This is a genomic window from Rhizobium sp. P2_G2 (assembly GCF_056403555.1).
This window is the reverse complement of the sequence record NZ_JBFUFF010000097.1, coordinates 1-23,998: the sequence shown is the minus strand read 5'-3', so window position 1 is coordinate 23,998 and position 23,998 is coordinate 1. Positions and strand designations below refer to the sequence as shown.

Genomic DNA, 23,998 nt, shown 5'->3' with positions numbered 1-23,998 from the left:
GTGCCGTACTGCGCTGGCTGCCCCGTGAAGACATGGTAAATCGTCCACGTTCCGTCGCTCTCATATCGCTTGCCAAACTGGTAAGACGCCGGTTTTTCATTGCCACCGGCATAGCCGCCTTCGTTTTCCCATCGGCTGATCTCATCTTCGTGGAACGATGCCTTGCGAGGCCGGAGAGAGGCGGCATGTAACACCTCGAATTGGCTCGACAGCTTCCCCGCAATCGCGTCCTCCGGGGTCATTCCGTCCTGGAACGCATCGATTGCAACACTGCCATAGCGCATTCTGCGCTCAAGATGCCAATCGGTATCGATATCAAAGACACCGATGATGTCGAGGACTCGCCCGATCATTCGGAGGTTGGAGAGTGAACTATGGTGACGGACGATGGAAGACATCAGTCCTCCTTTGATCGGGGCCAGGGCCATCTCAGTACCCTCGAGCGACAGTGCCCGTGCCAGAAGCTGCCGATGGGTCGTAAGTGGGGCAGGTTGCGACAGATTACAACGCTGGTGCGATTGTTTGTGTCCCGAATAACTTCAGGTATTGCCGCTCGCGCCGCCTGGCGAGATCGTCCGGCCGCCTCGCCGAGATGATCGATAAAGTTAAGCCAGCCGGTGACGCTCTGTACCCCAAGTTTATTTCGGAACTATTGTTTCTGCGACGGGTTGTATAACAGCTGCCTCACACAGAAAGAAAAGCAAATGAAAAAGATAATCATCGCCGCCGCTGTCATTGCATTTGGCGCCTTCGCTCCATCGGCATTTGCGGCCGATGGCAAGACGACCGGACTCATTGGCGGCGCTGTCGCCGGCGCAATCGTTGGTGGCCCAGTTGGTGCCGTCATCGGCGGGGCTGCCGGTTACACGATCGGCAGCGAAGTCGACCGGACGGGTCACCGCCACAAAGTCATTCGCCGGCACGTGAACAAGTACTGACCTGCGGATATTTGAAACGTTCGAGGCCCGCTCAGCGGGCCTTTTTGATTGATGTTTTCGTTCGCCGCCATTTCATCGCGCGACAAAGACGCCAACGGATGGCCCGGCAGGACGAGGTTATCAGTTCTTTTCAGCGGAAAGGCCGTTCACTGCCTTGGCGTCAGCGGCTTCCCACAGTGTTGTTTGATCGTTTCGTGCACACGCGCCACCGAAAGCGGTTTCGCTAAGAACACCACACCGTCGGGAAGTTCGGAAGGAAGGGGCCGGACTGCGCCCGACACAATGACGACGCAGATTTGCGGCCAACGCTTTGCGACCTCGCGCGCCAGCTGCAAGCCGTCGATGGCGCCACCGGTTTGCACGTCGGTGAACAGCAATTGCAGATCCGGGTGTTCGACGAGGAAGGCGAATGCCGCCTCTGCGGTCGTGGCCTGGATGACCGCATAGCCTTCGTCGGAGATCATGTCGGCAGTATCCATGAGGATCAGAGCCTCGTCGTCGACGACAAGAGCGACAGGCGGCTTCAACTGCGAGAATTCTTCTTGTGTCATCTCCATCAAGTTTCCCAATGGGCTTTGGTTCCCGAGGCGTGCAATGCTTCTGCAGCAAGCGGAGATACATGAGAAATGGAGGAATTCGAGGCGGCGACCTCCTCCTGGACGATGGCGGGGCCGATCTCCAGCTGCGGGAGAGGGGCGGTCGAGTTGCTTGACTGGAAATCGTTCCTATCGATCCGATGTTCCGCCGGCTTCGGCCGCTGCTCGATGGTGCGTGCGCATTTCTTCCAGCCGTGCCGGCGTATGTCTTTCAACCCCAATCCAATGGTTGCCGGCTTCGCTCGAGTGAATGAGTTCGTCGAGTTTGGCCTGAACTGCAAGAGTATGGCGGCTGCGCGCATGTTGGAGGAGAAGCAGGATCAGGAAAGCCATTAGCGTCCCGAACATGTTGCAGAGCAGAAACCATTCGCGCGTGAAGCCGGCGACCATGCCGTAGGCGATCCAGCCGGTGACAAGCGTTGTCATCCCTGCCACGGTGAGGTGATGCCCCACCCAAAATGAAGCGGCGTCCGAACCGAGCTTTTGAGCGCGTGCAATCGCCTGACTGAAGGAAAGGCTCATCTGACCGCCAGCCTGTCCTCGGCCGTCAGATCGAAGGCAGAAGGGTTTCGACCTCCTCGCGGCCTTTCCTACCGCGGGGAACGACCCTTTCTTCCCAAAATCGTGCCGCTTCCGCCGGCTCCTTTTCCCAAATGCGCGTGGAAATCTTGTTGTCGTCCGTGACGACTCTGCGGGTGCCGCCCAGGCGACGGTACTCTTCGGCAAGCTCAACGGCTGTCGTTTGGCGCTCGGTCATGCTCACCTCCACGGATCATTCCCTCAGGAACCGCCAATGCGCGGGATTGTTCCTGATCGCTACAGGACCGCTTCCAACCGGGCCACCGTCCTGTTTCCAATAGACAGGCTTCTCGCGATCTGGATTGTGCGCTGGGGCTCGATTGGGCGGGATGCCGGTGGAACAGATGGGTCACTGCGCCGTTGTCTGGTCATTGAGACAATCACGTCCGAAGAGAAGGAAAGCATCATGGGAAGCACCACCGACAAGGTCGCCGGCAAGGCGAACGAACTCGCAGGCCAAGCGCGCCAGGGTCTCGGCAAGGCAATGGACGATGAGGAGATGCAGGCCAAGGGCATTGTCCAGGAAGCCAAGGGTGATGCCCAGCAGGCCAAGGGCAAGGCCAAGGACGCCATCAAGGACGTCATCGACCGCGCCTGACCGTCGATATCAGTGAGAACAAAGAAGGGTGCTCGACCTCCGGGGGAGCGCCCTTTTCGTTGTCCGAAGGTTGGCCGCTGCCGCCCTCAGCGTCGATCGATCATTTCACGGCTGGGGTCTTATGCCAAGCCTTCGGTTTCCTTGACTTCAACCGCGACGTCCATGCCCAGGAAGGCATCCGTTCGGCCCGTGAAACTCCCGGTTACGGGAACAGCTTCGACGATGTCGCGGGTGACTGCCACCGGGATCAGGTTGGCGCCGCCCATGCTGCGGTTCGTCGGATCGAAGGTGATCCAGCCGGCACCGGGAACGAAGACTTCGGCCCAGGCATGCGTCGATCCCTTGTCGGTCGACCCCGCCAGCCGGCTGTCGGGATTGAACAGGTAGCCGGAAACTATTCGCGCACCGAAGCCAAGGCTGCGCACTGCCTCGACGAACAGGACCGCAAAATCCCTGCAGGATCCCCATCCACGGTCCAGTGTTGCCGTGGGTGTCTGGGTGCCTTCTTCCTCTCGGCTTTGGTATGAGATCGAAGACGCGATGCCGGAGCTCACGTCTTTGAGCAGCGACAAGGTGTCCGTCGGATTGCCGGCGACAAACCCCCGCGCCCATGTCGAAAGCCTGCCGTCGCTGTCATTATACTGCTGCGCCGCCAAAGCGCCGAGGTCGATCCAATCCTTGTCATCGTAGAGGAATGGATAGTTGATGGCCGATGCGGCGATGTCGAACACGGGCCACGCCGCCGCCGTCAAATCGACCTTGGCGAGGCTGTCCACCACAAGCACATCGCTGCGGGCAAGGAACGCGGCGGACGCGACCGTATTGCCGAAAACGTCGTTTGACCAATTGAGCTGCGCTTCCGGGGAAACGGCAACGTCATGGCTGAGCAGCTTCAGTTCACGGCTTTCCCGCGGCCTCAGCATAAGTCTGTGAGGCAAAAGCGAGACGGTCTCCCGATAGCGGTAGGTGGTCCGGTGATGGATGCTGAGTTTCGGCATTTGTGACCTTTGCTGCGGCGCGCCGAGCGGCCACGACGTGGGAAACGACGCGCGGCCCGGCAGACCTATAAGGAGGAGGGAGCGGGAAGGTTCGTCGTGAAGCAGGTTTCTCTTTCATCGGAGGATGCCGAGAGGGTGCCCCCATGCGCCTTGACGATCTCCGAAGAGATGTAGAGACCCAGGCCGAGACCCTGTTGACTTGCCCTGACATTCTCTCGCGAGAAGGGCTCGAACAGGGTGGGGAGAATGTCGGCAGGGATTGCGGCGCCCGTATTGTGGACCGACAACAGAAGGCCGCCGTCGGGCTGGCCCGCCGTCACGCGTATGGGTCCGTCTTTTGCCCCGTGGGCTATCGCATTGGCGAGCAGGTTTGACAGGACTTGCGAAAGACGGCCTGGATCGCAAGTCACTGGGTCGGGGATATTGATATCCGACTTGATTTCCCGCTCGGGGTTGGCAACCTGCAACTCTTCTATCACATGCCGGAACACCGGTTCGAGCTGCACCGCGTGCCGATCGATAGGTATGCCGCCGCCCAGCCTTCCGCGCGCGAAGTCCATGACGTTGTCGATCAGGCCTGCCATTCGCGCTGTGCTGTTGCGGACGAGATCGACAATCGAGGTTGCCCGGGCATCTAACGGTGTCTTTGCAAGCATTCTCATGCCTGCATCGATCGATGCCAGCGGATTGCGGAGATCGTGGCCAAGCACGGCGATAAACTGCTCCCGCAACGCTGCCGTTTCGCGCTCCCCAGACAATCCCACCTCAAGGAATTTGCGTTCCTCTATCGCTTTCGAGCGTTCGTCGCGAAGGTTCTGCTCGTAGTTCTTGCGGTGCATGGCCTGGAAGAACGTGAAGCGGATGAATATCGGTATTCCCAGCTCGTCTCTGCGTTCCGCGGCGTTGGCGATCACGGGCAGCCGCTTGCCGTCCTTGGAAACCAGTTCGAGAGCGACCTCGTCGAACATGGCCTGCATGCGCAGCAATGGTCGGAGATGGGTTTCGAAATAGATCTTGCCGCCTATGCTGAAGAGGTCGGATATCTGCATCCCCCTCAGGTCATCCGTCGTGTAACCGACCCAAGCCGTCATCCGGGAATTCGCCCGCAGGATCGCACCGCCAGGCGAAACAGTCACGTATCCGTTGCGAGAGCGTTCGAAGAAGTCCTCGAAGTCGTCGATCAGGTCGGAAAGCTCATGCGGCTGTTCGGGTAATGTCATTGAGGAAATCTTTGATATCGGCGATTGTTTCTTCAGGCGCACTCAGGTTCGGGCAATGGCCTGTGGCCTCCATGACGACGAGCTTGCTGTTCGCCAGCCGCTGATGGACRTATTCGCCGACGGCTTCGGGTGCGATGACGTCATCGGAGCATTGGAGGACGAGAACCGGTATGTCGACACCGTCGAGGGCGTCGCGGGTGTCCGAAAGGAAGGTGGTGTGGGCAAAATGCCTTGCGATATCAGGATCTGTGCGGCAGAAGCTGTTGGCAAGTTCCTCCCCGAGTTCCGCACGTTCCGGATTGCCCATGATCACCGGAGCCATCGCGGTCGACCAGCCCAGATGGTTGGTGTCAAGGAAATCGAGAAGCTCGTCCATTTGAGCCCTGGTGAAGCCCCCCACATATTCTTCGTCGTTCAGATAACGAGGCGAAGGGCCAACGAGAACCAGCGCCTTGAACAGTTCGGGGGCCTTCTTGGCGGCGATCACGCCAATCATGGCACTGACCGAGTGGCCGACAAAAACCGCGTCCCTCAGACCCAGTTCCCGGCCGATTTCCACGATGTCGTCGGCATAGCCGTCGAGCGAGGCGTATTTGTCGTAGGAATATGCTTCAAGGTCGGACTTTCCCGCGCCGACATTGTCGAACAGGACAATCCTGCAGCGCTCCTCGAACGCCGGCGCCACATAGCGCCACATCGCCTGATCGCAACCGAAGCCGTGGGCGAACATGATCGTTTCAGAACCTTGTCCGCGAACGGAGACGTTGTTCCGCTTGAGAATACTCATGACATACCCTTCCGGAACAAGCCTCTCGTTTTCTAGCATGTGCGGGAACAATTAGCCACCAACTTGCCTGCCCTTCTGCCGGCCGTTCGCGCGCTCCGTACGGTATCGCACAGAGGCGGTGGACGAAACACAATACCGGAACGTTGCGGGTGCGAGCGCATTTCTAGAATGCGGGTCGCTTCCGGCCCGAACAAGGAAAAATTCATGAAAAACATTATCTTGGCAGCGGCGCTGCTCACCGCGGTGTCAGGCCAGGCATTTGCGCAAACGACGACGGCCACCGAAACCAAGACGCCTGCGGTCGCCACGTCCGGCACCAACAACGCGAACGCTCCCGTCGAAGGCAAGAACTCCTTCACCGAAGCGCAGGCAAAGGGCCGTATTGCAGACGCTGGCTTTACCGATGTGAGCGGACTCCAACTGGACGACAAGGGCATCTGGCGCGGCACCGCGATGAAGGATGGCAAGTCGACGTCGGTTGCGCTGGACTACCAGGGCAACGTCGTCGCTCAGTAAGCAATTTTCAAAACCAAGGAGTCATTCAATGAAAACAGTTACAAGTCTTTTCGACACTTATCGCGACGCCAGCGCGGCGGTATCCAATCTCAAAAGCGCCGGCATTCCTGACAGCGACATCAGCATCGTCTCGAACAACGGCGACGGTCACTACAAGGACGAGTCCAATACGGCTGAAGATGCGGGCACCGGCGCAGGCGTCGGGGCTGTCGTCGGCGGTACAGGCGGTCTCCTCGCCGGCCTCGGCATGCTCGCCATTCCCGGCGTCGGGCCGGTGGTTGCGGCGGGCTGGCTCGCCGCACTGGCAGTCGGCGCGGCAGGCGGTGCCGTTGTTGGTGGTGCGACGGGCGGCTTGATCGGCGCTCTCACGAGTTCAGGCGTGCCGGAGGCCGATGCCGAGGTTTACGCCGAAGGTGTCCGCCGCGGCGGCACGCTGGTGACCGCCAAGGTCGATGAAGGCCGCTATGCCCAGGCCGAAGGCATTCTCCGTGGTTCCAATTGGGTTGATCCCAGTGTTCGCCGCGGCGCATACGAGCAGCAGGGCTGGAAGGGTTTCGATCCGGCGCTCGACCCCTACAGCACTGGCCAGATCGAACAGGAACGCAGCCGATATTCGCGTGTCTGAATGAGCGGCGCCGACGGTTGAATGCCGTCGGCGTCCCTCTATTCCCAGATCGTTATTTCATCAGTCCGGCGGCGCGTAGCGCGTCGGTGATGACTTTGCCGACACCGTCACTGTGACCGTTTCTGCCCGCCGCGACTTTTGCCGGCGTTTTTGATTTCGCATAGGCCATCGCCTTTTCGACGAGCGATTCCACGCCCTCGAAGACCGGCTGGGACGATGACGGTTTCGTTGTTCCCTCGAAGGTCGCCACATCCAGGTCGCCGACGATGTTCCAACTTTTCGCAATGCGCGCGGTCGATGAAATCCCCGTCTCCAACATGAACGAGCCAATCTCCCCGAGCGGAACTTTTCCACTCACCGAAAGAGGAACGCCATGTGCCATGCCTTTGATCAGGTAGAGTTCGACAGCCTCGTTGCCTTGTTTGTCGAGCCAGATTTTTCGGGTGTGTCCGTTGACAGTGCTGACGCTGTCCGCTGCGTCGTCGCCGCCATGCGCACCAACCCACTGACTGGCAACCTGCGCGGCGTTGACGGGTCTCACGGTCTGGTCATGCGTGCCGTGCCAGATGGAGATCCGGGGCAGTGAATTTACTCCCGAAGAGGTGAGCGCCAAAGCTGATCGCAAAGGCGCCGCACTGGGGGAATTGCGACCTTGCATCCTTTCGAAGGCTTGCCCGACACCGGAGGCCACGCCGTATGGCAGTCCGCCGATAATCGCCCCGCCCGCAAAAACCTCCGGATAGGTCGCCAGCATGACGTTGGCCATTGCCCCGCCGGCTGACAGCCCGGTGATGAACACTTTTCCCCCATCCAAGCCGTGCGCCTCTACGGCATGGCCGATCATTTCGCGGATAGACCGAGCTTCCCCGGCATCGCGGTGCGTGTCGCCCGGCTCGAACCAGTTGAAGCAAAGGTTTGCATTGTTGGCGCGCTGCTGCTCGGGAAACAGTACCGCAAACCCCATCTCCTCGGCCAACTGTGTCCAGCCGGAGCCGCGGTCGAAGCCTGCTGCGTCCTGGGTGCAACCATGCAGCACGACCACCAGCGGCGTTTTCGGAGCCAGAATGCTCGGCAGATAGAGCCAGCACTTGAGCGCACCGGGGTTGGGTCCGAAGCCCGTCAGCTCGACCAGCGCACGTTTGTTTTGATTTCTAAGCACATCCGTCTCCTTCGCCCGACACGGGCGTGAATACGACAAGTAGGCACGAATGCTGCGCTGCACAAATTTATTGGCGACTTATCTCGCTTCGTACGCTTTCGGACCAATTGGTTCCGAGATTTTCGAAACGGGATTTTCAGTCTGCCGCGAAACAGGCCACGCGTCTCGATCGGCTCGAACGCTTGCTCGACGCCTTGGGGGACGGTATCTCGTAGCAGCCGCCAGCAAGCGTGAAGCGCGCCCGCACGGCTGGTTGAATGAAGACGAAATCTGCATTCCCGTTGGTTGAAAGCTTCAACCGGTTGAGCTTCTTGATGCCGAAACGCCACACCCAGCCCTGGCTTGCGACATTTCGCGTCATCCTCAAGTCATCCGGGAACTTAAGCGAAGGGTGACAGTTGAATTGGCGCACATCCCTGCACCTCTCATATTGGAAGTCCATCCGTGTCAAAGTTTTTCGCCAAGTTCGCAGCTGCCGTCGCAAGTGCCTCCGGCAAACCTATAACCTTCGTGGCCGCCGTGACCCTTGTTCTTGCCTGGGCCGCGTCAGGCCCTTTCTTCAACTATTCCGAGACTTGGCAGCTCGTCATCAACACCAGCACGACGATCATCACTTTTCTGATGGTGTTCGTGCTTCAGAATTCCCAGAACAGGGACGGCAAGGCGCTGCAAGCCAAACTCGATGAACTCATCCTGTCGAGCCAAGCTGCCAATCGCTTTGTCGGGATCGAAAAGCTCGACGAAAAGCAGCTGCGAGAGATGAGTGATGATCTCGCGAGCAAGGCGGAGTGTGTCAATGAAGCGGCCGAAGAAAGAAGCACGGCCTGAACACTTGGATGAACTTGGCCGTTGCCTCGTTGGTGACTATTCGTGGTGCGACCGCAGGTCTGCGCCAGGAGCGAGCGTTTTGTCGTAAAGGCACACCTGACGATCCAGTCGAGAACGGTCTGCCGGCTACGGGAACCCATGCGCAATCGATTTCTTTAGTTTGCGTCGTACCGTCGTGGTTCGTGGGACGCGTGGAAGGTGATACTGCCCTCTCGCTGAGCCATCGTCGACGACTGCTTTGCCGCAAAGCGGCCATCCCGCCAGGCGCCTAACCGATCGAGATCTTCCAGATCACCCCGATTGCCGCGCATGTCAGGAGCGTTGTGATCGGTGAAATCTTGAACCTGAAGATGGCGATTGCCGCGGCGACCGAGAGCACCAGCGAAGGGACGACAATCGACGCCAGCACCGGCACATCGAGTTCGATCGGACCAAGCGCCCACGGCCGAACCCGTGAGAACAGGGTGTGCAGCGCAAACCAGATCGCCAGGTTGAGGATGACGCCGACGACGGCGGCGGTAATGCAGGAGAGCGCTCCAGCGAGCGCGGCATTGCCTCGCAGCTTCTCGATGAAGGGAGCGCCGAGGAAAATCCACAGGAAGCACGGCACATAGGTGACCCAGGTGGTCAGCACCGCGGCGAGCGTCGCCGCCGTCAGCGGGCCGAGCGTTCCGGGATCGCGGTAGGCGCCCATGAAGCCGACGAATTGCACGACCTGGATCAACGGACCCGGCGTGGTTTCCGCCATGCCGAGACCGTCCAGCATCTCGCCGGGCTTAAGCCAGTGGTAATGGTCGACGGCCTGCTGCGCGACATAGGAAAGCACGGCATATGCTCCCCCGAAGGTGACGACAGCCATCTTCGAGAAGAAGACCGCGATCTGCGTGAAGACGTCGCTGGGGCCGAAAGCGGCATATAATGCGGCCACCGGCACGATCCAGAGCGCAAGCAGCACGACCGACATCTTGAGCGACCATGACACGTTCGGCCGCGCATGCGGGGGCGTCGCTTCGCCGAGGCAGGAATCGGCATCGCTCAGCACGGGGCCAGACCCCGCCTTGTGGCCACCGCCCGCCCGGAACAACGGTGATCCGGTCCTCGCGCCGACATAGCCAATAATGCCGGCGGCGAGGATGATCAGCGGGAAGGGCACATGCAAGAAGAAGATCGCCATGAAGGCGGCTGCAGCAATGCCGATCATCAGCTTATTCTTCAGCGCTCGGCCGCCGATGCGGAACACGGCCTGGACGACAACGGCGAGCACCGCGGCTTTCAGCCCGAAGAACAGGCCGTCGACCACCGAGACATCGCCGAAGATCACGTAGATGTAGCTCAGCGCGAGGATGGAGAGAAAGCCTGGCAGCACGAACAGGATGCCGGCAACCAGACCGCCGAGCGTCCGGTGCATCAGCCAGCCGATATAGATGGCGAGCTGCTGCGCCTCCGGCCCTGGCAGCAGCATGCAATAGTTCAATGCATGCAGGAAACGATGCTCGCCGATCCAGCGCTTTTCGTCGACGATGATCCTGTGCATGACGGCGATTTGCCCCGCAGGTCCGCCGAAGCTCAGCGCCGCGACCCGCACCCAGACCCAGAACRCCTCGGCGAAGGAGACGCCGTGGGCGTGTTCCGCACCTGCGATTTCGGCGCCTCCATTCAAAGCGGTCTCGGACATCTCAAAACCCTTTCTTGTTGGTGGGCCAGTTGTGTGTCTCTTCGGTGGCGTCCCGGCACCAGCGATAGAAGGCGTCGTAGAGCGTCATGCCCGCTTCGAGCTGTTGGAGGTCGTCGTTGAACATCCGCGACAGGCCGAGCGAGGCGGCAAGCAGGCCGGCAACCTCGGGCGCGAGCTCCGGACGGGAGGTGTCGGCACCGCGGACGATGGTGGCGAAGCGCTGCATCGGCGCGGTGCCGAGGCCGAATTCCTCGACCATGACGTCGAAGGTGCAGAGATCGCCACGATGGCTCCAGAAGATATCGGAGTCGATATCGAACGGGACAGCGTTGAAGCGGTCGGCCACCAGCTCGACCTCAGATGGCGCGACAAAGAGAAAGACGGCATCGGGATCGACGAAGCGGCGGATCAGCCAGGGGCAGGCGATCCGGTCGATCTTCGGCCGCGACCGGGTCACCCAGACGGTGCGGCCCTGCGCGTCGCGGAGCGGCAAGCGCGAGACCGGCACTGCGGGCAGGTCTTGCGAGACCCACGCTTCGAAGCCGCCTTCGAGCACTTCTGCGGGGATATCGTGGTGGCGGAGCCATGCGGCCACGCCGTGGCTCAGTTTCTTGCCCCTCTGGCAGATGACGATGGCGCTTTCCGCGTCAAGGCGCTCGATCCAGCTGAGGTCTGTGTGAGGATGCCGCCGCGAGCCCGGGATCAGGCGGGGGTCGGCGTCGAAATCCTCGTCGACGCGCACGTCGATGAGGTCAGGGCAATTGGGCGTGCCGATCAGGCGGTTAAGGCGGTCGGGGGTGATTTCCAGGAACGAGGGCATGGTGCGTCCTTCCGGTGAGGGTTGAATGGACGCGATTTCGGCTGTCGCCTCGTGGGGTGATCGCAGACCCCAGGATTTTGTCATCGCAAAACCGCGCCGCACCTGTCAAGCGGGATCATGGCGATCGGACCGGATCTGCCCGGATGAGATTGACCTTTCCATCCCAACCATCGGCCGGCTCGCCGCCCTTAACCTGGCTGACGGTGGCAAAGGCTGCGGCCGCCGCGTCTCGCGGCCCGGAATAGTCCTGGTCGGAAATTGCCCGCGTCGTCATCCAGCCAAACGTCGACAACTGCTCATGCACCACCGAGGCGAACCAGACCGGAGAAAGCTGCCCGTCATCGACATTGAGATCGGATTGCCAGAGCCGCAGCACCAACCGGCCACGGACGCCTTGCGGATCGGGGTGGACCAACAGCAGGTCGGGGGCATGGCCGCTGGCGAGCAGCGGGAAGACGGGCAGTTGGTCCGGTCCGGAATGCGGCGCCAGCCAGGCGTTTGCATTGGAGACCAGAGATGGCGGCTCTTTCCAGCCTTTGGCGGCGAGGCGGCTATCGATGTCGGCCAGTGCACCGGCGATCTGCAAAGTCAACGGTTCCTTGTCCTCGCCGGTAATGTCGATCCTGCGCGCCGGCAGGGCTCTCCAGCCGTCCTGCAGCCAGGATTGCAGCGGGACAGTCACAATTGCCTGTTGCACGGCATAGCGGCGCATATCGGTCGCGTGGTTGTGGTGAATGTTGAGACCGCCTGCGACCAGCAGTGCAACGGCCGCTGCTGTAGCGATCCGCGCCGGTCCGACGGCCTCCTGTCGGCCGCGCAACAGGATGAAGGACACGGCCGTCAGCCAGAGCGTGCCGAAGGACAAGCCGGCCACGACATCGGAAAACCAGTGCGCGCCGAGATAGACGCGCGAGAAGGCGATCGACACAGCCATCAGCATGGCCGCGAAGGCAAGCGGCAAGCGCCAGGCAGGGCGAAGCTCGCGTGCGATCAACACGGCGAGGAAGCCATAAAGGATGGCGTTCGACGTGCTGTGGCCGCTTGGAAACGAGAACTCACTCCAGCCGCCATAGGCCATCTCGCCAGGCCGGGTCCGGTGCAAAGTCGCTTTGATCACCGTATTGACCAGCGATCCGCCGGCGACGGCGATCAGCAGGAAGAGCGCGCTGCGCCAGGCGCGACGCAGCGCCAGCAGCAGGAACACAGCGGTGGTCACGGCGCTGACCACGACCGTGTCGCCGAGTTCCGTGAGGCTGATCATGATGGCGTCACCGGCGTCGGTGCGCAGTGCCCGCAAGCCTTGGAATACCGAATTGTCTGCCTGCACGAGCGGATCGCCATTGATGACGTCCTCGAGCACACCGAGGAAGATCCACGCCGCCGCGACGATCACGACGCCGGCGACAAGCAGCGCGATCGCATCGCCCGGCGTCCTGCCCATCAGGCGGGACACTGTTCTCGCGGCAATCCCGTCGCCGCGTCTTGCCCAGCCCCGGGTCCTGGCGAGAATGCGCACCAGGCGCGGCAGGCCGTAGCGCAAGGCCCAACGCAGTAGCGTCCATGCCAGCCATAGGAGCACGATGATCAGCGCCAGGAGAATGGCGAGCGGCTTGGCCGCCTTGCCGAATTCGGCGAAAGCCGCACCGACGAACACGGCAGGCAGGACATGCGAGAGCGTCCAGGCGATCGCGGAGAGCACATTGACGAGATAGAAACGCCAGGGCGGCATGCCGACAATACCGGCGAGCAGGGGCACCACTGCCCGAATGCCGGGAATGAAGCGAGCCAGGAACACGCCCATATTGCCATGCCTTGCGAAGAAAGCTTCCCCCTTCTCGACCATGGCTGGATAGTGGTTGAGCGGCCAGGCGGACAGCAGCGCGCGCTGATAGCGATGGCCGAGCCAGAACGACAGGCCGTCGCCGACAATCGCACCCGAGGCGGTGGCGGCGAGCATCGGCCATAGTTTGACCACGCCGGCCGGGATCAGTGCGCTGACGGCCAATATGACGGCTGTGCCGGGCACGACAATGCCGATGCCCGGCAATGCCTCGGACATCGCCAGAAGGAAGATCAGGGCATAGGCAGCATAGCCATGCTGCTCGATCAGTGCGGTGATGCCCGAAAGCAGGTCTGTGAACACTGGGCAGTTATCTCCATGCGCATTGTGACCAGATTTAACGAATTGCAGCTGAATATCGTCTGCATGACTTTGCCCGGTCGAGATGGACTCATCATTTCTCCATCCTCCCGAAACTGAAAGCTAGCTGAAAGGTTGGGTTGGCTAAGATCATCGGCATCGCGGAGGAACGCATCATCGCAAAGATGGCGCGGCAAGCGATGACGAACAGCCAGGAGGAGATTTCGATGCGAGCCTTTCGCACACACCTAATTCATACAGTCGCTCTTACCACTATCGCGCTCGCGGCGACGCTGAACGCCGTTGAGGCTCATGCCGCCGACAAGATCTCGATCATGGTCGGTGGCTACGAGAAGCAGATCTACCTGCCCGCCAAGCTTGCCGAAGCGCTCGGCTATTTCAAGGACGAGGGCCTCGACGTCGAACTCCTCAACGAAGCGGCGGGTGTCGATGCCGAAAACCAGCTGCTCGCCGGCGCGGTGCAGGGCGTGGTCGGCTTCTACGATCACTGCGTCGACCTCCAGGCCAAGGGCAAGTTCGTCGAATCGATCGTCCAGTTCAGCCAGGCGCCCGGCGAAGTCGAGATGGTGTCGGCCAAACATCCGGAGATCAAGTCACCGGCCGATTTCAAGGGCAAGAATCTCGGCGTCACCGGCCTCGGCTCGTCGACCAATTTCCTCACCCTCTACATGGCCTCCAAGGCCGGCCTGCAGCCGGGCGACGTGGTGACAGTACCGGTCGGCGCCGGTGCCACCTTCATCGCCGCCATGCAGCAGGACCAGATCCAGGCCGGCATGACCACGGAGCCGACCATTTCGCGGCTGATGAAGACCGGCGAGGCCAATGTCCTCGTCGACCTGCGCACCGTCGACACCACCCGCAAGGCGCTGGGCGGCACCTATCCCGCAGCGTCCCTCTATATGGAGACGTCGTGGGTAGAGGAGCACAAGGACGAGGCGCAGAAGCTTGCCAATGCCTTCGTCAAGACGCTGCGCTTTATCAACACCCATTCGGCCGCTGAAATCGCCGACAAGCTGCCGGCCGATTTCTACTTCGGCGACAAGGACGGCTATGTCAAAGCGCTCGACGCCGGCAAGGGCATGTTCACGGCCGATGGCGTGATGCCGGAGGATGGGCCGAAGACCGTGCTCGCCGTGCTGTCTGAATTCTCCAAGAACATCCAGGGCAAGCAGATCGACCTGTCGAAGACCTACACGACCGAGTTCGTCAAGGCCGTCAAGTGATCCTCCCGGCAGGCTGCCTCCGGCTTCGGCTGGGGGCGGTCTCGCCGTTTCCAACGGGCTTTCGCGTGCACGCCCGCTCAAGCACGCCGTCAGGTTATCATCATGCAGACCTCATCATCGACTGGCCCGGCCATCGAGCTCATCAATGTCAGCCGCCGTTTCGTCTCGCCCACCGGCAAGTCGCTGACCGCGCTACGCGATTTCAACATGACCGTCGAGCGCGGCGAATTCGTCGCCGTCGTTGGCCCGACCGGCTGCGGCAAGTCGACGACGCTCAATCTCGTCACCGGCTTGGCGCGCCCGAGTGCCGGCGAAGTCCGGCTGATGGGTGGCCCCGTCAGCGGCATAGACCGCCGCGTCGGCTTCGCCTTCCAGACCGATGCGCTCTTTCCGTGGAAGAATGTCATCGACAATGTCATGGCCGGCCCGCTGTTCCGCGGCAAATCCAGGGCGGAGGCGGAGAGGGCGGCCAAGGATTGGCTGGCCCGCGTCGGCCTGTCGAAATTCCTGCATCACTATCCGCACCAGCTCTCGGGCGGCATGCGCAAGCGCGTTTCGCTGGCCCAGACCTTCATCAACGAGCCGGAAATCCTGCTGATGGACGAGCCCTTTTCCGCGCTCGACGTGCAAACCCGCACCGTCATGCACGAGGAACTGTTGAAACTCTGGGCCGAGCGCAAGGCCTCCGTCGTCTTCGTCACCCATGATCTCGAAGAGGCCGTGGCACTTGCCGACAAGGTCTATGTGCTGACAGCCGGCCCCGCCACGGTCAAGTCGGTCTACACGATCGACTTGCCGCGTCCGAGGATCGTCTCCGAGATCCGCTACGAGCAGAGCTTCATCACCTATTGCCGCACCATCTGGGACGACCTGCGCGAAGAGGTCGAGACCAGCTATCGCCGCGCCGCCGAAGCGGCCTGAGGGAACACGACCATGGCCGATATCGCCCTTGAAACCACCCCGCGCGTCGCATTCGCCCCCGGCACGTCCGATGCCGAAATCGAAGCCGCCGCACTCAAATCCATCCGCCGCCGCAGGCACATGGTGCTGTTCTGGCAGATCGCCATCCTGGTGATCCTGCTCGGCCTCTGGGAGCTAGGCTCGGATTTCGGATGGATCGATCCGTTCTTCTATGCCAGCCCCAGCGCCATCGCTGTCAGGCTTTGGGACTGGGCAGTGAACGGCACCAGCCAGGGGTCTCTCTGGTATAATCTCTGGGTGACGATGGAAGAGGCGCTGATCGGCTTCGTCTTCGGCTCGGTCGCCGGCGTCATCGTCGGCGTTGGGCTTGGCCGCAACCGGATGGCATCGGACGTGCTCTCCGTCTACATCAAGGCGATCAATTCGATCCCGCGCGTGGTTCTGGCGCCGATCTTCATCATGATCATGGGGCTGGGTCTGGCGTCGAAAGTGGCGCTCGCCTTCATCATGGTGTTCTTCGTCGTCTTCGCCAATGCCTTCCAGGGCGTGCGCGAAGCCGACCGCAACATGATCGCCAATGCCCGCATTCTCGGCGCCTCCAACTGGCAGGTGACGCGCACCGTCATCATCCCCTCGGCGATGAGCTGGATCTTCGCCAGCCTGCACGTCTCCTTCGGCTTCGCCATCATCGGCGCCATCGTCGGCGAATTCGTCGGCGCCCGCTTCGGCATCGGCCAGTTGATCTCGATTGCGAAGGGCACATTCGACGCCGCCGGCATGTTCGCTGCCATCCTCCTGGTCATGGTCGTGACGCTGGTGGCGGAATATATCATGACGATCATCGAGAACCGCCTGGCGAAATGGCGGCCGCAGCAGCATCTGGACACGCAGTGAAGTTGGTGTGATCCTACGGCCCGTTTGCAAAGGCGCGAGACGCCAGCTCGCGCCTTTCAGCTATTGAGCCGATCGCTTCAGGAAGAAATTGACGGCCTCGGTCATCGTCGTGTCGCCCATCAACTCGTCGACCTCAGCGGCAGCCGTCAATGCCTCCTCACGGTCACCACGCAAGGCTTCTCCAAGTGCCACGGTAGCATATTGGGCAAAATAGCCGAGGCGCGTGACCACCGAAAACGACCGGTCATCCGCCTTGTCATCGATCAGAGAAGATGCCGTGTTGTTCACCACCAATAGGAACTTGAAGGCCTGCTCTGCCGGCAGGTCGCGGACGGCGATGAGCAACTGTTCGCCGAGCGCGAAGAGGATCCTGTCTGCGACATCACGATCGGTACTGAGCTGCGCCGGGAGCGTGATTGTTGCGCGGCCAATAAGCTCCGGGTCACCGCTACGCGCCGAACGCGCCATCAAATCCCCCAGATGCTCTGCGCGGGTGACAGCCGGGATCGCACTGCCGGATTGCTCCAATGCGTCGAGGTCTTCCGCGAGGTTATCCGCCGGGGCAATGCCTTCGCGTTCATCAAGCGTGGCGAGGTCACCGCGGAACGCGTTGATGCGCTGGGGCAGGTCGAGTTCGATGGCACGCTGCAAGCCGCGTTCGGCATAGTGGCGCGCCTTTCCATAGTCACCGGCGTAGAAATAAGCTTGGCCAAGCGTGCCAAAAGCTGACAGTTCGCTCATCTCGGATTGGGCAAGGTTCGCGTAGCGCAAGGCTCGCTCTGCGGCTTCCACCGCCTTGTCGAACTGTTTCGCCAGCAAATAGAGTGCCGACAGATCGACCGCGAAGGATGATTGCTCTACGGGATCACCATGCGCAACAGCGAGCCGCTCGCCTTCGAGTGCAGCCGATATCCCTTCTTCATGCCGTCCCCGCAGGCGTTTCATGATCTGCGCGATACGACCGCAGGCCAGCATCTCACCGTAGGTGTTTTCGCTCGCACGAGCCTCCTCGCGCATGCGTTGGGCGATCGGCAGCGCCTCGCTCCAGCGGCCGCTGCTGATCATCCTGTCAACCAGCACACGCTCGACCGTGCGCTGCAGCCAAGGGTCTAGCGAGGCGTCATCGAGGCAGGCTAGAAGGTCCGCTTCCGCGTCCGCAAATGCCCCGACAGCATATCGCAACATGCCGCGTGAGTGCAGCAGGCGCAGGCGCCATGGGTTGGTGCGCTCGGCAGGAAGTTCTGCTGCGGCAAGCAAGGCTTCGCCGTCCGCCACCACGTCCAGCAGGAATTTGGGCGAGGGATTGAACCAACGTCGCTTTTCCCTGAATTCTTCCAGCTCACACCAGATGAGTTCGGCGAGTGCCAAGCCGCATTCGAAGGCCCGCTCCGCCGCAAGCGCACGGCGGGCCTCGAGATAAGCCTTATAGAAGCGCGCCGCCATGCCACCGTCTTCGATCGTGCTACGTGCGATGCGAACTGCCGTCAGCATGCGTTCTAGCTGAGCGACGGCCGCGGTACTGCTGCCAGCGGCGCGGTCGCCGGCCCGGCCGGCATATCGCGCAAGCGCAGTTCCGATGCCGATATAGGCGCGCGCAGTTTCCTGGCCGCCGCGCGCAAGCATCTCGCTCAGCGGCTGGCCTCCCCGGGCAAGGCGCGTTATCAGCGACGCGCCGATCTTCGCGGCATCGTAGGCGTCCACGTCCCACAATGTAGTGGCATAGGCGCGCGCGCCGATCCGCACGAACTGACGGCTCATATTCGTCCAGGACAGGGACGAATTGTTGAGCACTATGGGCCGCCGGTATAGCTCGCTCCATTGCGGGATGGCGGAAGCACGTAGTTCATAGGGGCCTAAGTGAATTCCATCATAGCTGCGAGGCGTGTTGAAAAACACGAAGTCGACCGGCAGCGTGTTCAAGAGGTCATTGATAGAGGCGGGGTCGATTGGTTCCGAATCCGAACGAACCACCAGAGTGTCGCTCAAACGACCGGTGAGGCTGGTCCCGATCTCTTCCGTACCGGAGCGTTGCAACAACCCGGAACCCATGACCAGATTGAACGATGCGAGCGGATCGAGCGTGGCCTGCGCTGCGAAGTCGCTGAGGAGCTGCAGATCCGCATCCTCGATCACGTGACCGATCGGTTTTTCCGCCCAGCTTTGCCCTTCGAAGGAGACAAAGCCATAGGGAAGGCCAGTCGTGAACGCGGTGAGCCGCGCCTTACCCACCGCACGGCATGCCTCCGCCGGCACTGCGGCAGAAACCGCATCTTCGAGTGAAGACAGGGTGTCGGCGCGTGCGCCCTTGAAAAACGTACGCCGCACTGCCGTGCCAAGCCACCGGAAGGGTCCGCTTGCGGTCGTATTGGCAGAAGGCCGGTCATCCTTCTGCGCATGCCGCTGCATCTCGGCGATCGCTTCTCGCACCGCCCCTAGCCGCGGTGGCGGGGTCACGACAAGTCGCGTTCCCAGATGGGCGGCGTAGACCGCACCCACGAGGCTGCTTGCATCGTTGCGCGCTTCGACCAGCACGACGTGGTTTTCACTTGGTTCAGGCCCGGTCGAGCGTACCTTCGGCGGACCGGGCGGCGTCTCCGGGATCTGGAGCAACGCGCCGGCAAGCCGTGCTTCATGCAGTGCTGCGAGCACGTCGACAGCGCTGTTGCTCGCCGCATGCACCCACCCGCGCGCTGCCGCATCACCGCCAAGCTCCATCGCGCAACGCTGCGCGAAGGCTTCGAGCGTTCCGGCACCCTGGTCGGGGAGCAGGATGACACGCTCGACACGTTCGGACAGGACTTGCGGACGCGCCGCTGGTAACGCGTCGCCTTCAGGCGCTTCCGGCGCGACTATATCCAGCTCGTCTTCAGGCTCGAACAAAAGGATCGCACGCCTGATGCCGAGGTCCGCCAGCGCATGGCGCAGCATCAGATTGCGCTTGGCGATCGAACGCCGTTGGGCGAGTGCTTCTATCAGGCGACGCGACTGGGCAGATTCAGCTGCAAGATCTGCCCGCTGGGTTTCGTCCTCGGCCATGTCCCGCATGCTGATCGTCCCGGCGCGTTCCAGCGTTGCATCGACCATCGACCGATGGGTGCGATAGAGCGCGAGATGCTCTTCCTTGCTCACGGTGAGTTGAGGAACCACGATGAGCGGCACATAGCGCCGGTCCGGAACCGCAGCGAGCGCGATGGCCGCCTCGCGCCATTGTTCCGGCCAGCACAGCACCGCGGTGTCGGCTGTCGGTGTCAAGCCTGTGCAACGCAGCGAGAGCTCTGCCGTGCCGCCCAACGGTCCGGGCGCTACCTTTGCCTCGATGCCGCCATCGGCGGTGGCGGCCACCTCGAGTCTGGTGCCCTCGCCGTTGGCCGCGAGCGCCAGCTCGACCCCGTTCGCAAGCGTGATATCGAGTGACTTGCCCTTGGCTTGCCAATGGATGACATCGTCGATCGAGAGCTGCCAGGTGCCTGGTGCGGCCTTAGGCAGTTCGACTGTGAGCTGCGCCTTGATCTCTGAGCGCTGGCCTTGGGTGCGGTCCTCGCCAGTGACTGCATTGATCTCGTTGTCTAGCTGCAGCGTCCGCTGCACACCGGCGGCGAGGTGCTGGGTCGCCTGATGAGACTCGTAAAAGGCCCTTGGGCCGGGACTCATGGGTTCGACCCGGAGCCTGCCAACACTGATATCGCCAGGTGATGTTTCCAGCGATTCACGGATCGCAAGCGTCAATTCGGCGCGCGCAATCTCGATGGCGGCAAGCAAGCCATTCCGGAAGCGCATCGCAGCGCCGGCATTGCTACCGAGCAGGACATCAGCTGGCATGGATAAGGCCGCGCACGATTTCGGGTGCGGGCGCTACAACCGCACCCGACAGGAAAATTATCACCAGCGTCACTGCAACTCCACCCCAGCTCGTCACCTGTCGAATATAGTCGCGTTTGCCGCGCAACCTGTCAAGCATTTGTATTTGCTTTGCAACTTATCAGCCGCAAGGGACAAGTATCCGGCGATCAAGCTGGGGCCATGGAGAAGGCCTCACGACGTCCAACCCGCCATAATCCCTTCAATCCGCCGCCGGCAACCGCACCGTCACCAGCAGACCGCCCTCCCGCGACTCTCCGAGCGAGACGCTGCCGCCGGCGACCTCGACGACCTCCTTGACGATCGAAAGCCCTAGGCCGCTGCCTTCGGCCTTCGTTCCCATCACCCGGTAAAAACGCTCGAACACTTGGCTGCGTTCGGATTCCGCAATGCCGGGGCCGCTATCCTCCACCAGAAGTTCAGCCTGTCCGTCCCGGCGGGACACCGTGACGGTCACCCTTCCGCCCGGGGGCGTATAGCGCAGGGCATTGTCGACGAGGTTGACGATCATTTCCCTGAGCATGGTGGCGTCGCCGACGACGGTCGCGGACATGTCCGCTTCCAGCCCGAGATCTATCTCCTGGGCAAGTGCGGTCTCGGCATGGTCGGCCAGGATCTTGCGCGCGGTTTCCACAAGCTCGATCCGGTCCTGCCTCGGCCGGCGGCTGCCGGGTTCGGCGCGTGAGAGGGTAAGCAACTGGCTGGCAAGCCGTGCCACCTGGCGGGTGCTGTCGCGCAGCGCCTGCAGGGCCTCGTCGCGCCTGACGGCATCGTCCTCGCGGGCCGCGACGCTCGCCTGGGTGGAGAGCAGTGCCAGCGGTGTTCTCAGCTGATGCGCGGCATTGGCGACGAAGCGCCGCTGCGCCGCCATCTGGTTCTGCACCCGCTCCATATGATCGTTCAACGCGCCGACGAGTGGCCTGAGTTCCGTCTGAACCATGTCCGGGGGCAGGGGATCGAGACGTTCCCGGCCGCGTTCGCGCACCGCGTCGCGCAGCCTCAGCACCGGCGCGAGCCCGCGCTGCAGGCCGAAGATCGTCACCAGGCCTGCAAGCAGCACAAGGATGAGCTGTTTGCCGAAATCCGCCAGCCACAGGCTTTGACGCAATGCCCGCTGGCTGTTCTGGGTGACCGCGACCGTCAAGGAGATGTCGCTGTCACGGCTCAACCCGACGACGGGGTGGGCGAGCCGCACGACCCTGACGCGCTCGCCATGAAACGTGGCGTCCTCGCCATTCTCGTTCTTGCCGGGCTTCGGCAGGTCCGGAAATCCGGCCACCAGCGAACCCCAGGCGGTAATCACCTGGTAATAGACGCGATCGCGGTAGCCGGTATCGAACATTTCAAGTGCTGCAGGCGGGATATCGACACCCACGGTCCCGCGTGCATCCGCATGCACGGCTTCGGCGATCACGCGCGCGGATGCGAGCAGGGTATGGTCCGTCACCAAATTGGCAGTGATGTCGGCGGAGCGGAAACTGAGATAGAGGTTGACGCAGATGGCGGCGATCAGCGTCAGCGTCACCCAGGCAAACAATTGGGCGCGTAAGCTTTGGCTGAAATGTCCGAGACGACGGCCGAGATCACGGATCGGCATCTATTTCCCCGCCGACTGGCGTAGGAGATAGCCGAGACCGCGCAGGGTCGCGATCTGCACATTGCTGCCCTCGAGTTTTTTGCGCACGCGATGCACATAGATCTCGATCGCATTGGCGTCCGCCGCATCATCGAAGCCGAAGACGCTTTCCGAAAGCGACGCCTTCGTCACTGTTGTGCCGGCCTTCATCACCAGATGTTCAAGCACGGAATGCTCGCGCGGCGTCAAAGCCAGCGGCTCGCCGCCGAGCACGAACTGCCGCGTGCCGCCGTCGAAGACGAGATCGCCAATGGCGATTTCTGGCGCTGCCCTGTCATGGCCGCGTCGGATCACGGCCCTGAGACGGGCTTCCAGTTCGGCAATTTCGAAAGGCTTGGCGAGATAATCATCGGCGCCGCTGTCGAGCCCGGCAATGCGCCCATCGAGCCCGGCATTGGCCGTGAGGATGATCACCGGAACCTTGTTGCCGGCTTTGCGCAACCGCTTCAACAAGGTCATGCCGTCCATTTTCGGCAGGCCGAGATCGAGCACCACGGCGGCATAGTCCGCCACCTTGAGCAACTGGTCGGCGTCTTCGCCGTCATGGGCGATATCGACGGCATATTGCCCCTGGCGCAGCGCTTTGCCGAGCCAGGAAGCGAGCTCTCGATTGTCTTCGACGAGAAGCAGTTTCATTCAAACCTTGTATCAGAGTTCTCGCCGTCGAAGCAAAGCCCACAAGCTTTGTTGGAGACCATGGCTTGCCTTGCACATGATCCATTCAAAGCTTCCCGGAAAATCTCGCGTCGGTCGGCGTAAAGCCGAAGTGGCGGCGAAAGGCGCGGTTGAAAGTCGTCACGTCGTCGAAGCCGCATTGAAAGGCGATGTCGATCACTTTGCGGTTCATGCCCGCGGGTTCGGTTAGCTGTCGGAAGGCCTCCTCCAACCGCTTGCGCCGAACGAATGTCGCAATCGGTTCACCATCCATCTCGAAATCGCGCCGCAACTGGGTGCGTGAGATGCGGACATGCTGCGCGATAGCATCTTCGCTCAAAGCGGGATTTGCGAGATTGCGCAGGATGAATGCTTTGGCCGCGGCGATACGCGCGCCTGCAAGCGCGCCGGATCGAGCCGCGTCCCGGCCGCGCATATTCGCGCCGATGGCTAAAGCGGCCAGTTCAACCAGATGACGGGACACAACGTTCATTCCTGCGGCATCCAGCGCGTCAGCCTCTCTCATCGCCGACTGAACGTAACTTGTAAACAAGCCCAGATAGCCATTCGTCTTGCCGATGAAGCCGCCCACCAGCAGATCGGAACTGCTGACATAGTCCTTCAACAGGTCCCGGGAAATGGCGATCCTCGTCATCTTCGACCGCGCATCTTCCTGATAGGCGCCATAAAGTATGCTGGATGCCTCAGCAGATACGCTGACGACGGCCTCGCCGAAGCGGGACACGTTTTCATTCTTGAATTGGCTGATGCCGATCCGCGAGCCGGCGGCGGGCAGATAAATCCGCACCTCGTCCGTACCGATGAGAGACGCGCTGATGGTTGCGCGCAGGCCATCCTCACACGAAATCTGGCTCATGCCAAATCCTGGACCGGTCAATCCTCTGGCGCTGGCGAAGTGGCGCACATTATCGCGCCTTGACAAAATGTGGTAGCGACTGCCCGTTGCCGCCCCCAGTTTCTCCATGAAAACTGAGATATTCGCCGATTCCTTGAGCGATAACTCGAATTTGTCCGGCTGCTTCATCGGCCCCAAGAAAAACAGCGTTTCACCTAAGACCCGCAATATATAGCGGACTTTGGCGATATGTAAATATTCGTTGTAGGCGGCAATATTTCTGAACAGGGATGCGGAATTTCAATTCGAAGCGGAGTTATTACACTTTATATACAAATAAAATTCCAAGCGGAGACGCGTTGTAAAAGAATTGTTTCCAAAAAATGGCGTTATTTCGTTGCTATTTGGCTCAACTTCAGGGCGCTTTCTGAGATAATATACTGTTCTCCGCTCGCT

Annotated in this window: 24 protein-coding genes and 1 pseudogene; 8 read left to right on the top strand and 17 right to left on the bottom strand. The window is 61.4% G+C overall.

Going from position 1 to position 23,998, the window contains the following annotated elements:
• Nucleotides 1-398: pseudogene (locus AC1D06_RS34970) on the bottom strand (hypothetical protein); the annotation flags it as partial.
• Nucleotides 399-704: 306 nt separating this feature from the next.
• On the opposite strand from AC1D06_RS34970, the gene AC1D06_RS34965 reads away from it, so the two are divergent.
• Nucleotides 705-938, top strand: a complete 234-nt coding sequence (locus AC1D06_RS34965; RefSeq protein WP_477878648.1) for a hypothetical protein — start codon at nt 705-707, stop codon at nt 936-938.
• A 146-nt stretch (nt 939-1,084) separates the two neighbouring features.
• On the opposite strand, the gene AC1D06_RS34960 is transcribed toward AC1D06_RS34965, so the two are convergent.
• The 3 genes from AC1D06_RS34960 to AC1D06_RS34950 form a co-directional block, all read right to left on the bottom strand.
• Nucleotides 1,085-1,495, bottom strand: a complete 411-nt coding sequence (locus AC1D06_RS34960; RefSeq protein WP_477990352.1) for a response regulator — start codon at nt 1,493-1,495, stop codon at nt 1,085-1,087.
• 168 nt (nt 1,496-1,663) lie between these two features.
• Nucleotides 1,664-2,056 (bottom strand): low affinity iron permease family protein, encoded by a 393-nt coding sequence (locus AC1D06_RS34955; protein WP_477878650.1) that lies wholly within the window; start codon nt 2,054-2,056, stop codon nt 1,664-1,666.
• Between the two features lie 25 nt (nt 2,057-2,081).
• Complete coding sequence (locus AC1D06_RS34950) at nt 2,082-2,291, bottom strand: hypothetical protein (protein ID WP_477878651.1); 210 nt, start codon at nt 2,289-2,291, stop codon at nt 2,082-2,084.
• Between the two features lie 228 nt (nt 2,292-2,519).
• Here AC1D06_RS34950 and AC1D06_RS34945 point away from each other — a divergent pair, with 228 nt between their 5' ends.
• Entirely contained in the window at nt 2,520-2,711 is a 192-nt protein-coding gene (locus AC1D06_RS34945) for a CsbD family protein (RefSeq protein WP_477878652.1), read from the top strand.
• Between the two features lie 119 nt (nt 2,712-2,830).
• Here the strand turns inward: AC1D06_RS34945 and AC1D06_RS34940 are convergent, their stop codons facing one another.
• From AC1D06_RS34940 to AC1D06_RS34930, 3 genes are all read right to left on the bottom strand, one after another.
• The gene (locus AC1D06_RS34940) at nt 2,831-3,709 is read right to left on the bottom strand and encodes a transglutaminase family protein (protein ID WP_477878653.1); all 879 of its coding nucleotides are present in this window, start codon (nt 3,707-3,709) and stop codon (nt 2,831-2,833) included.
• Nucleotides 3,710-3,774: 65 nt separating this feature from the next.
• Nucleotides 3,775-4,929, bottom strand: coding sequence for a PAS domain-containing sensor histidine kinase (locus AC1D06_RS34935; RefSeq protein WP_477878654.1), 1,155 nt, complete (start codon nt 4,927-4,929; stop codon nt 3,775-3,777).
• Complete coding sequence (locus AC1D06_RS34930; RefSeq protein ID WP_477878655.1) at nt 4,904-5,716, bottom strand: alpha/beta fold hydrolase; 813 nt, start codon at nt 5,714-5,716, stop codon at nt 4,904-4,906. The genes AC1D06_RS34935 and AC1D06_RS34930 overlap by 26 nt, the downstream gene beginning before the upstream one ends.
• 204 nt (nt 5,717-5,920) lie before the next feature.
• On the opposite strand from AC1D06_RS34930, the gene AC1D06_RS34925 reads away from it, so the two are divergent.
• Both AC1D06_RS34925 and AC1D06_RS34920 read left to right on the top strand, forming a co-directional pair.
• Nucleotides 5,921-6,232: a hypothetical protein gene (locus tag AC1D06_RS34925; protein ID WP_477679647.1), complete on the top strand. Its 312-nt coding sequence runs from the start codon at nt 5,921-5,923 to the stop codon at nt 6,230-6,232.
• A 28-nt stretch (nt 6,233-6,260) separates the two neighbouring features.
• A complete protein-coding gene (locus tag AC1D06_RS34920; protein ID WP_477878656.1) occupies nt 6,261-6,857 on the top strand; it encodes a general stress protein in 597 nt (198 codons plus the stop codon).
• 52 nt (nt 6,858-6,909) lie between these two features.
• On the opposite strand, the gene AC1D06_RS34915 is transcribed toward AC1D06_RS34920, so the two are convergent.
• Both AC1D06_RS34915 and AC1D06_RS34910 read right to left on the bottom strand, forming a co-directional pair.
• Complete coding sequence (locus AC1D06_RS34915) at nt 6,910-8,055, bottom strand: extracellular catalytic domain type 1 short-chain-length polyhydroxyalkanoate depolymerase (RefSeq protein ID WP_477990351.1); 1,146 nt, start codon at nt 8,053-8,055, stop codon at nt 6,910-6,912.
• 97 nt (nt 8,056-8,152) lie between these two features.
• Nucleotides 8,153-8,377 (bottom strand): hypothetical protein, encoded by a 225-nt coding sequence (locus AC1D06_RS34910; RefSeq protein WP_477990350.1) that lies wholly within the window; start codon nt 8,375-8,377, stop codon nt 8,153-8,155.
• An 83-nt stretch (nt 8,378-8,460) separates the two neighbouring features.
• Between AC1D06_RS34910 and AC1D06_RS34905 the strand changes: the two genes are divergently transcribed.
• On the top strand, nt 8,461-8,844 hold the full coding sequence (locus AC1D06_RS34905; RefSeq protein ID WP_477878659.1) for a low affinity iron permease family protein: 384 nt from the start codon (nt 8,461-8,463) through the stop codon (nt 8,842-8,844).
• A gap of 268 nt (nt 8,845-9,112) precedes the next feature.
• Here the strand turns inward: AC1D06_RS34905 and chrA are convergent, their stop codons facing one another.
• From chrA to AC1D06_RS34890, 3 genes are all read right to left on the bottom strand, one after another.
• Entirely contained in the window at nt 9,113-10,519 is a 1,407-nt protein-coding gene (chrA, locus tag AC1D06_RS34900; RefSeq protein WP_477990349.1) for a chromate efflux transporter, read from the bottom strand.
• A 1-nt stretch (nt 10,520) separates the two neighbouring features.
• Nucleotides 10,521-11,339, bottom strand: a complete 819-nt coding sequence (locus AC1D06_RS34895; RefSeq protein ID WP_477878661.1) for a chromate resistance protein ChrB domain-containing protein — start codon at nt 11,337-11,339, stop codon at nt 10,521-10,523.
• A 115-nt stretch (nt 11,340-11,454) separates the two neighbouring features.
• Nucleotides 11,455-13,482: a bifunctional DedA family/phosphatase PAP2 family protein gene (locus tag AC1D06_RS34890; RefSeq protein WP_477878662.1), complete on the bottom strand. Its 2,028-nt coding sequence runs from the start codon at nt 13,480-13,482 to the stop codon at nt 11,455-11,457.
• Between the two features lie 224 nt (nt 13,483-13,706).
• Here AC1D06_RS34890 and AC1D06_RS34885 point away from each other — a divergent pair, with 224 nt between their 5' ends.
• From AC1D06_RS34885 to AC1D06_RS34875, 3 genes are all read left to right on the top strand, one after another.
• The gene (locus AC1D06_RS34885) at nt 13,707-14,723 is read left to right on the top strand and encodes an ABC transporter substrate-binding protein (protein WP_477878711.1); all 1,017 of its coding nucleotides are present in this window, start codon (nt 13,707-13,709) and stop codon (nt 14,721-14,723) included.
• Nucleotides 14,724-14,825: 102 nt separating this feature from the next.
• Entirely contained in the window at nt 14,826-15,644 is an 819-nt protein-coding gene (locus AC1D06_RS34880; protein WP_477878663.1) for an ABC transporter ATP-binding protein, read from the top strand.
• Between the two features lie 12 nt (nt 15,645-15,656).
• Nucleotides 15,657-16,538, top strand: coding sequence for an ABC transporter permease (locus AC1D06_RS34875; protein WP_477878664.1), 882 nt, complete (start codon nt 15,657-15,659; stop codon nt 16,536-16,538).
• A 60-nt stretch (nt 16,539-16,598) separates the two neighbouring features.
• Here AC1D06_RS34875 and AC1D06_RS34870 read toward each other — a convergent pair whose 3' ends face one another.
• The 5 genes from AC1D06_RS34870 to AC1D06_RS34850 form a co-directional block, all read right to left on the bottom strand.
• Complete coding sequence (locus AC1D06_RS34870) at nt 16,599-20,297, bottom strand: hypothetical protein (protein ID WP_477990348.1); 3,699 nt, start codon at nt 20,295-20,297, stop codon at nt 16,599-16,601.
• Nucleotides 20,298-20,346: 49 nt separating this feature from the next.
• Entirely contained in the window at nt 20,347-20,496 is a 150-nt protein-coding gene (locus tag AC1D06_RS34865) for a hypothetical protein (RefSeq protein WP_477878666.1), read from the bottom strand.
• Between the two features lie 102 nt (nt 20,497-20,598).
• Nucleotides 20,599-21,993 (bottom strand): sensor histidine kinase, encoded by a 1,395-nt coding sequence (locus AC1D06_RS34860; RefSeq protein ID WP_477990347.1) that lies wholly within the window; start codon nt 21,991-21,993, stop codon nt 20,599-20,601.
• Nucleotides 21,994-22,668 (bottom strand): response regulator, encoded by a 675-nt coding sequence (locus AC1D06_RS34855; protein WP_477990346.1) that lies wholly within the window; start codon nt 22,666-22,668, stop codon nt 21,994-21,996.
• An 85-nt stretch (nt 22,669-22,753) separates the two neighbouring features.
• A complete protein-coding gene (locus AC1D06_RS34850; RefSeq protein ID WP_477878669.1) occupies nt 22,754-23,731 on the bottom strand; it encodes a helix-turn-helix domain-containing protein in 978 nt (325 codons plus the stop codon).
• Nucleotides 23,732-23,998 lie beyond the last annotated feature (267 nt).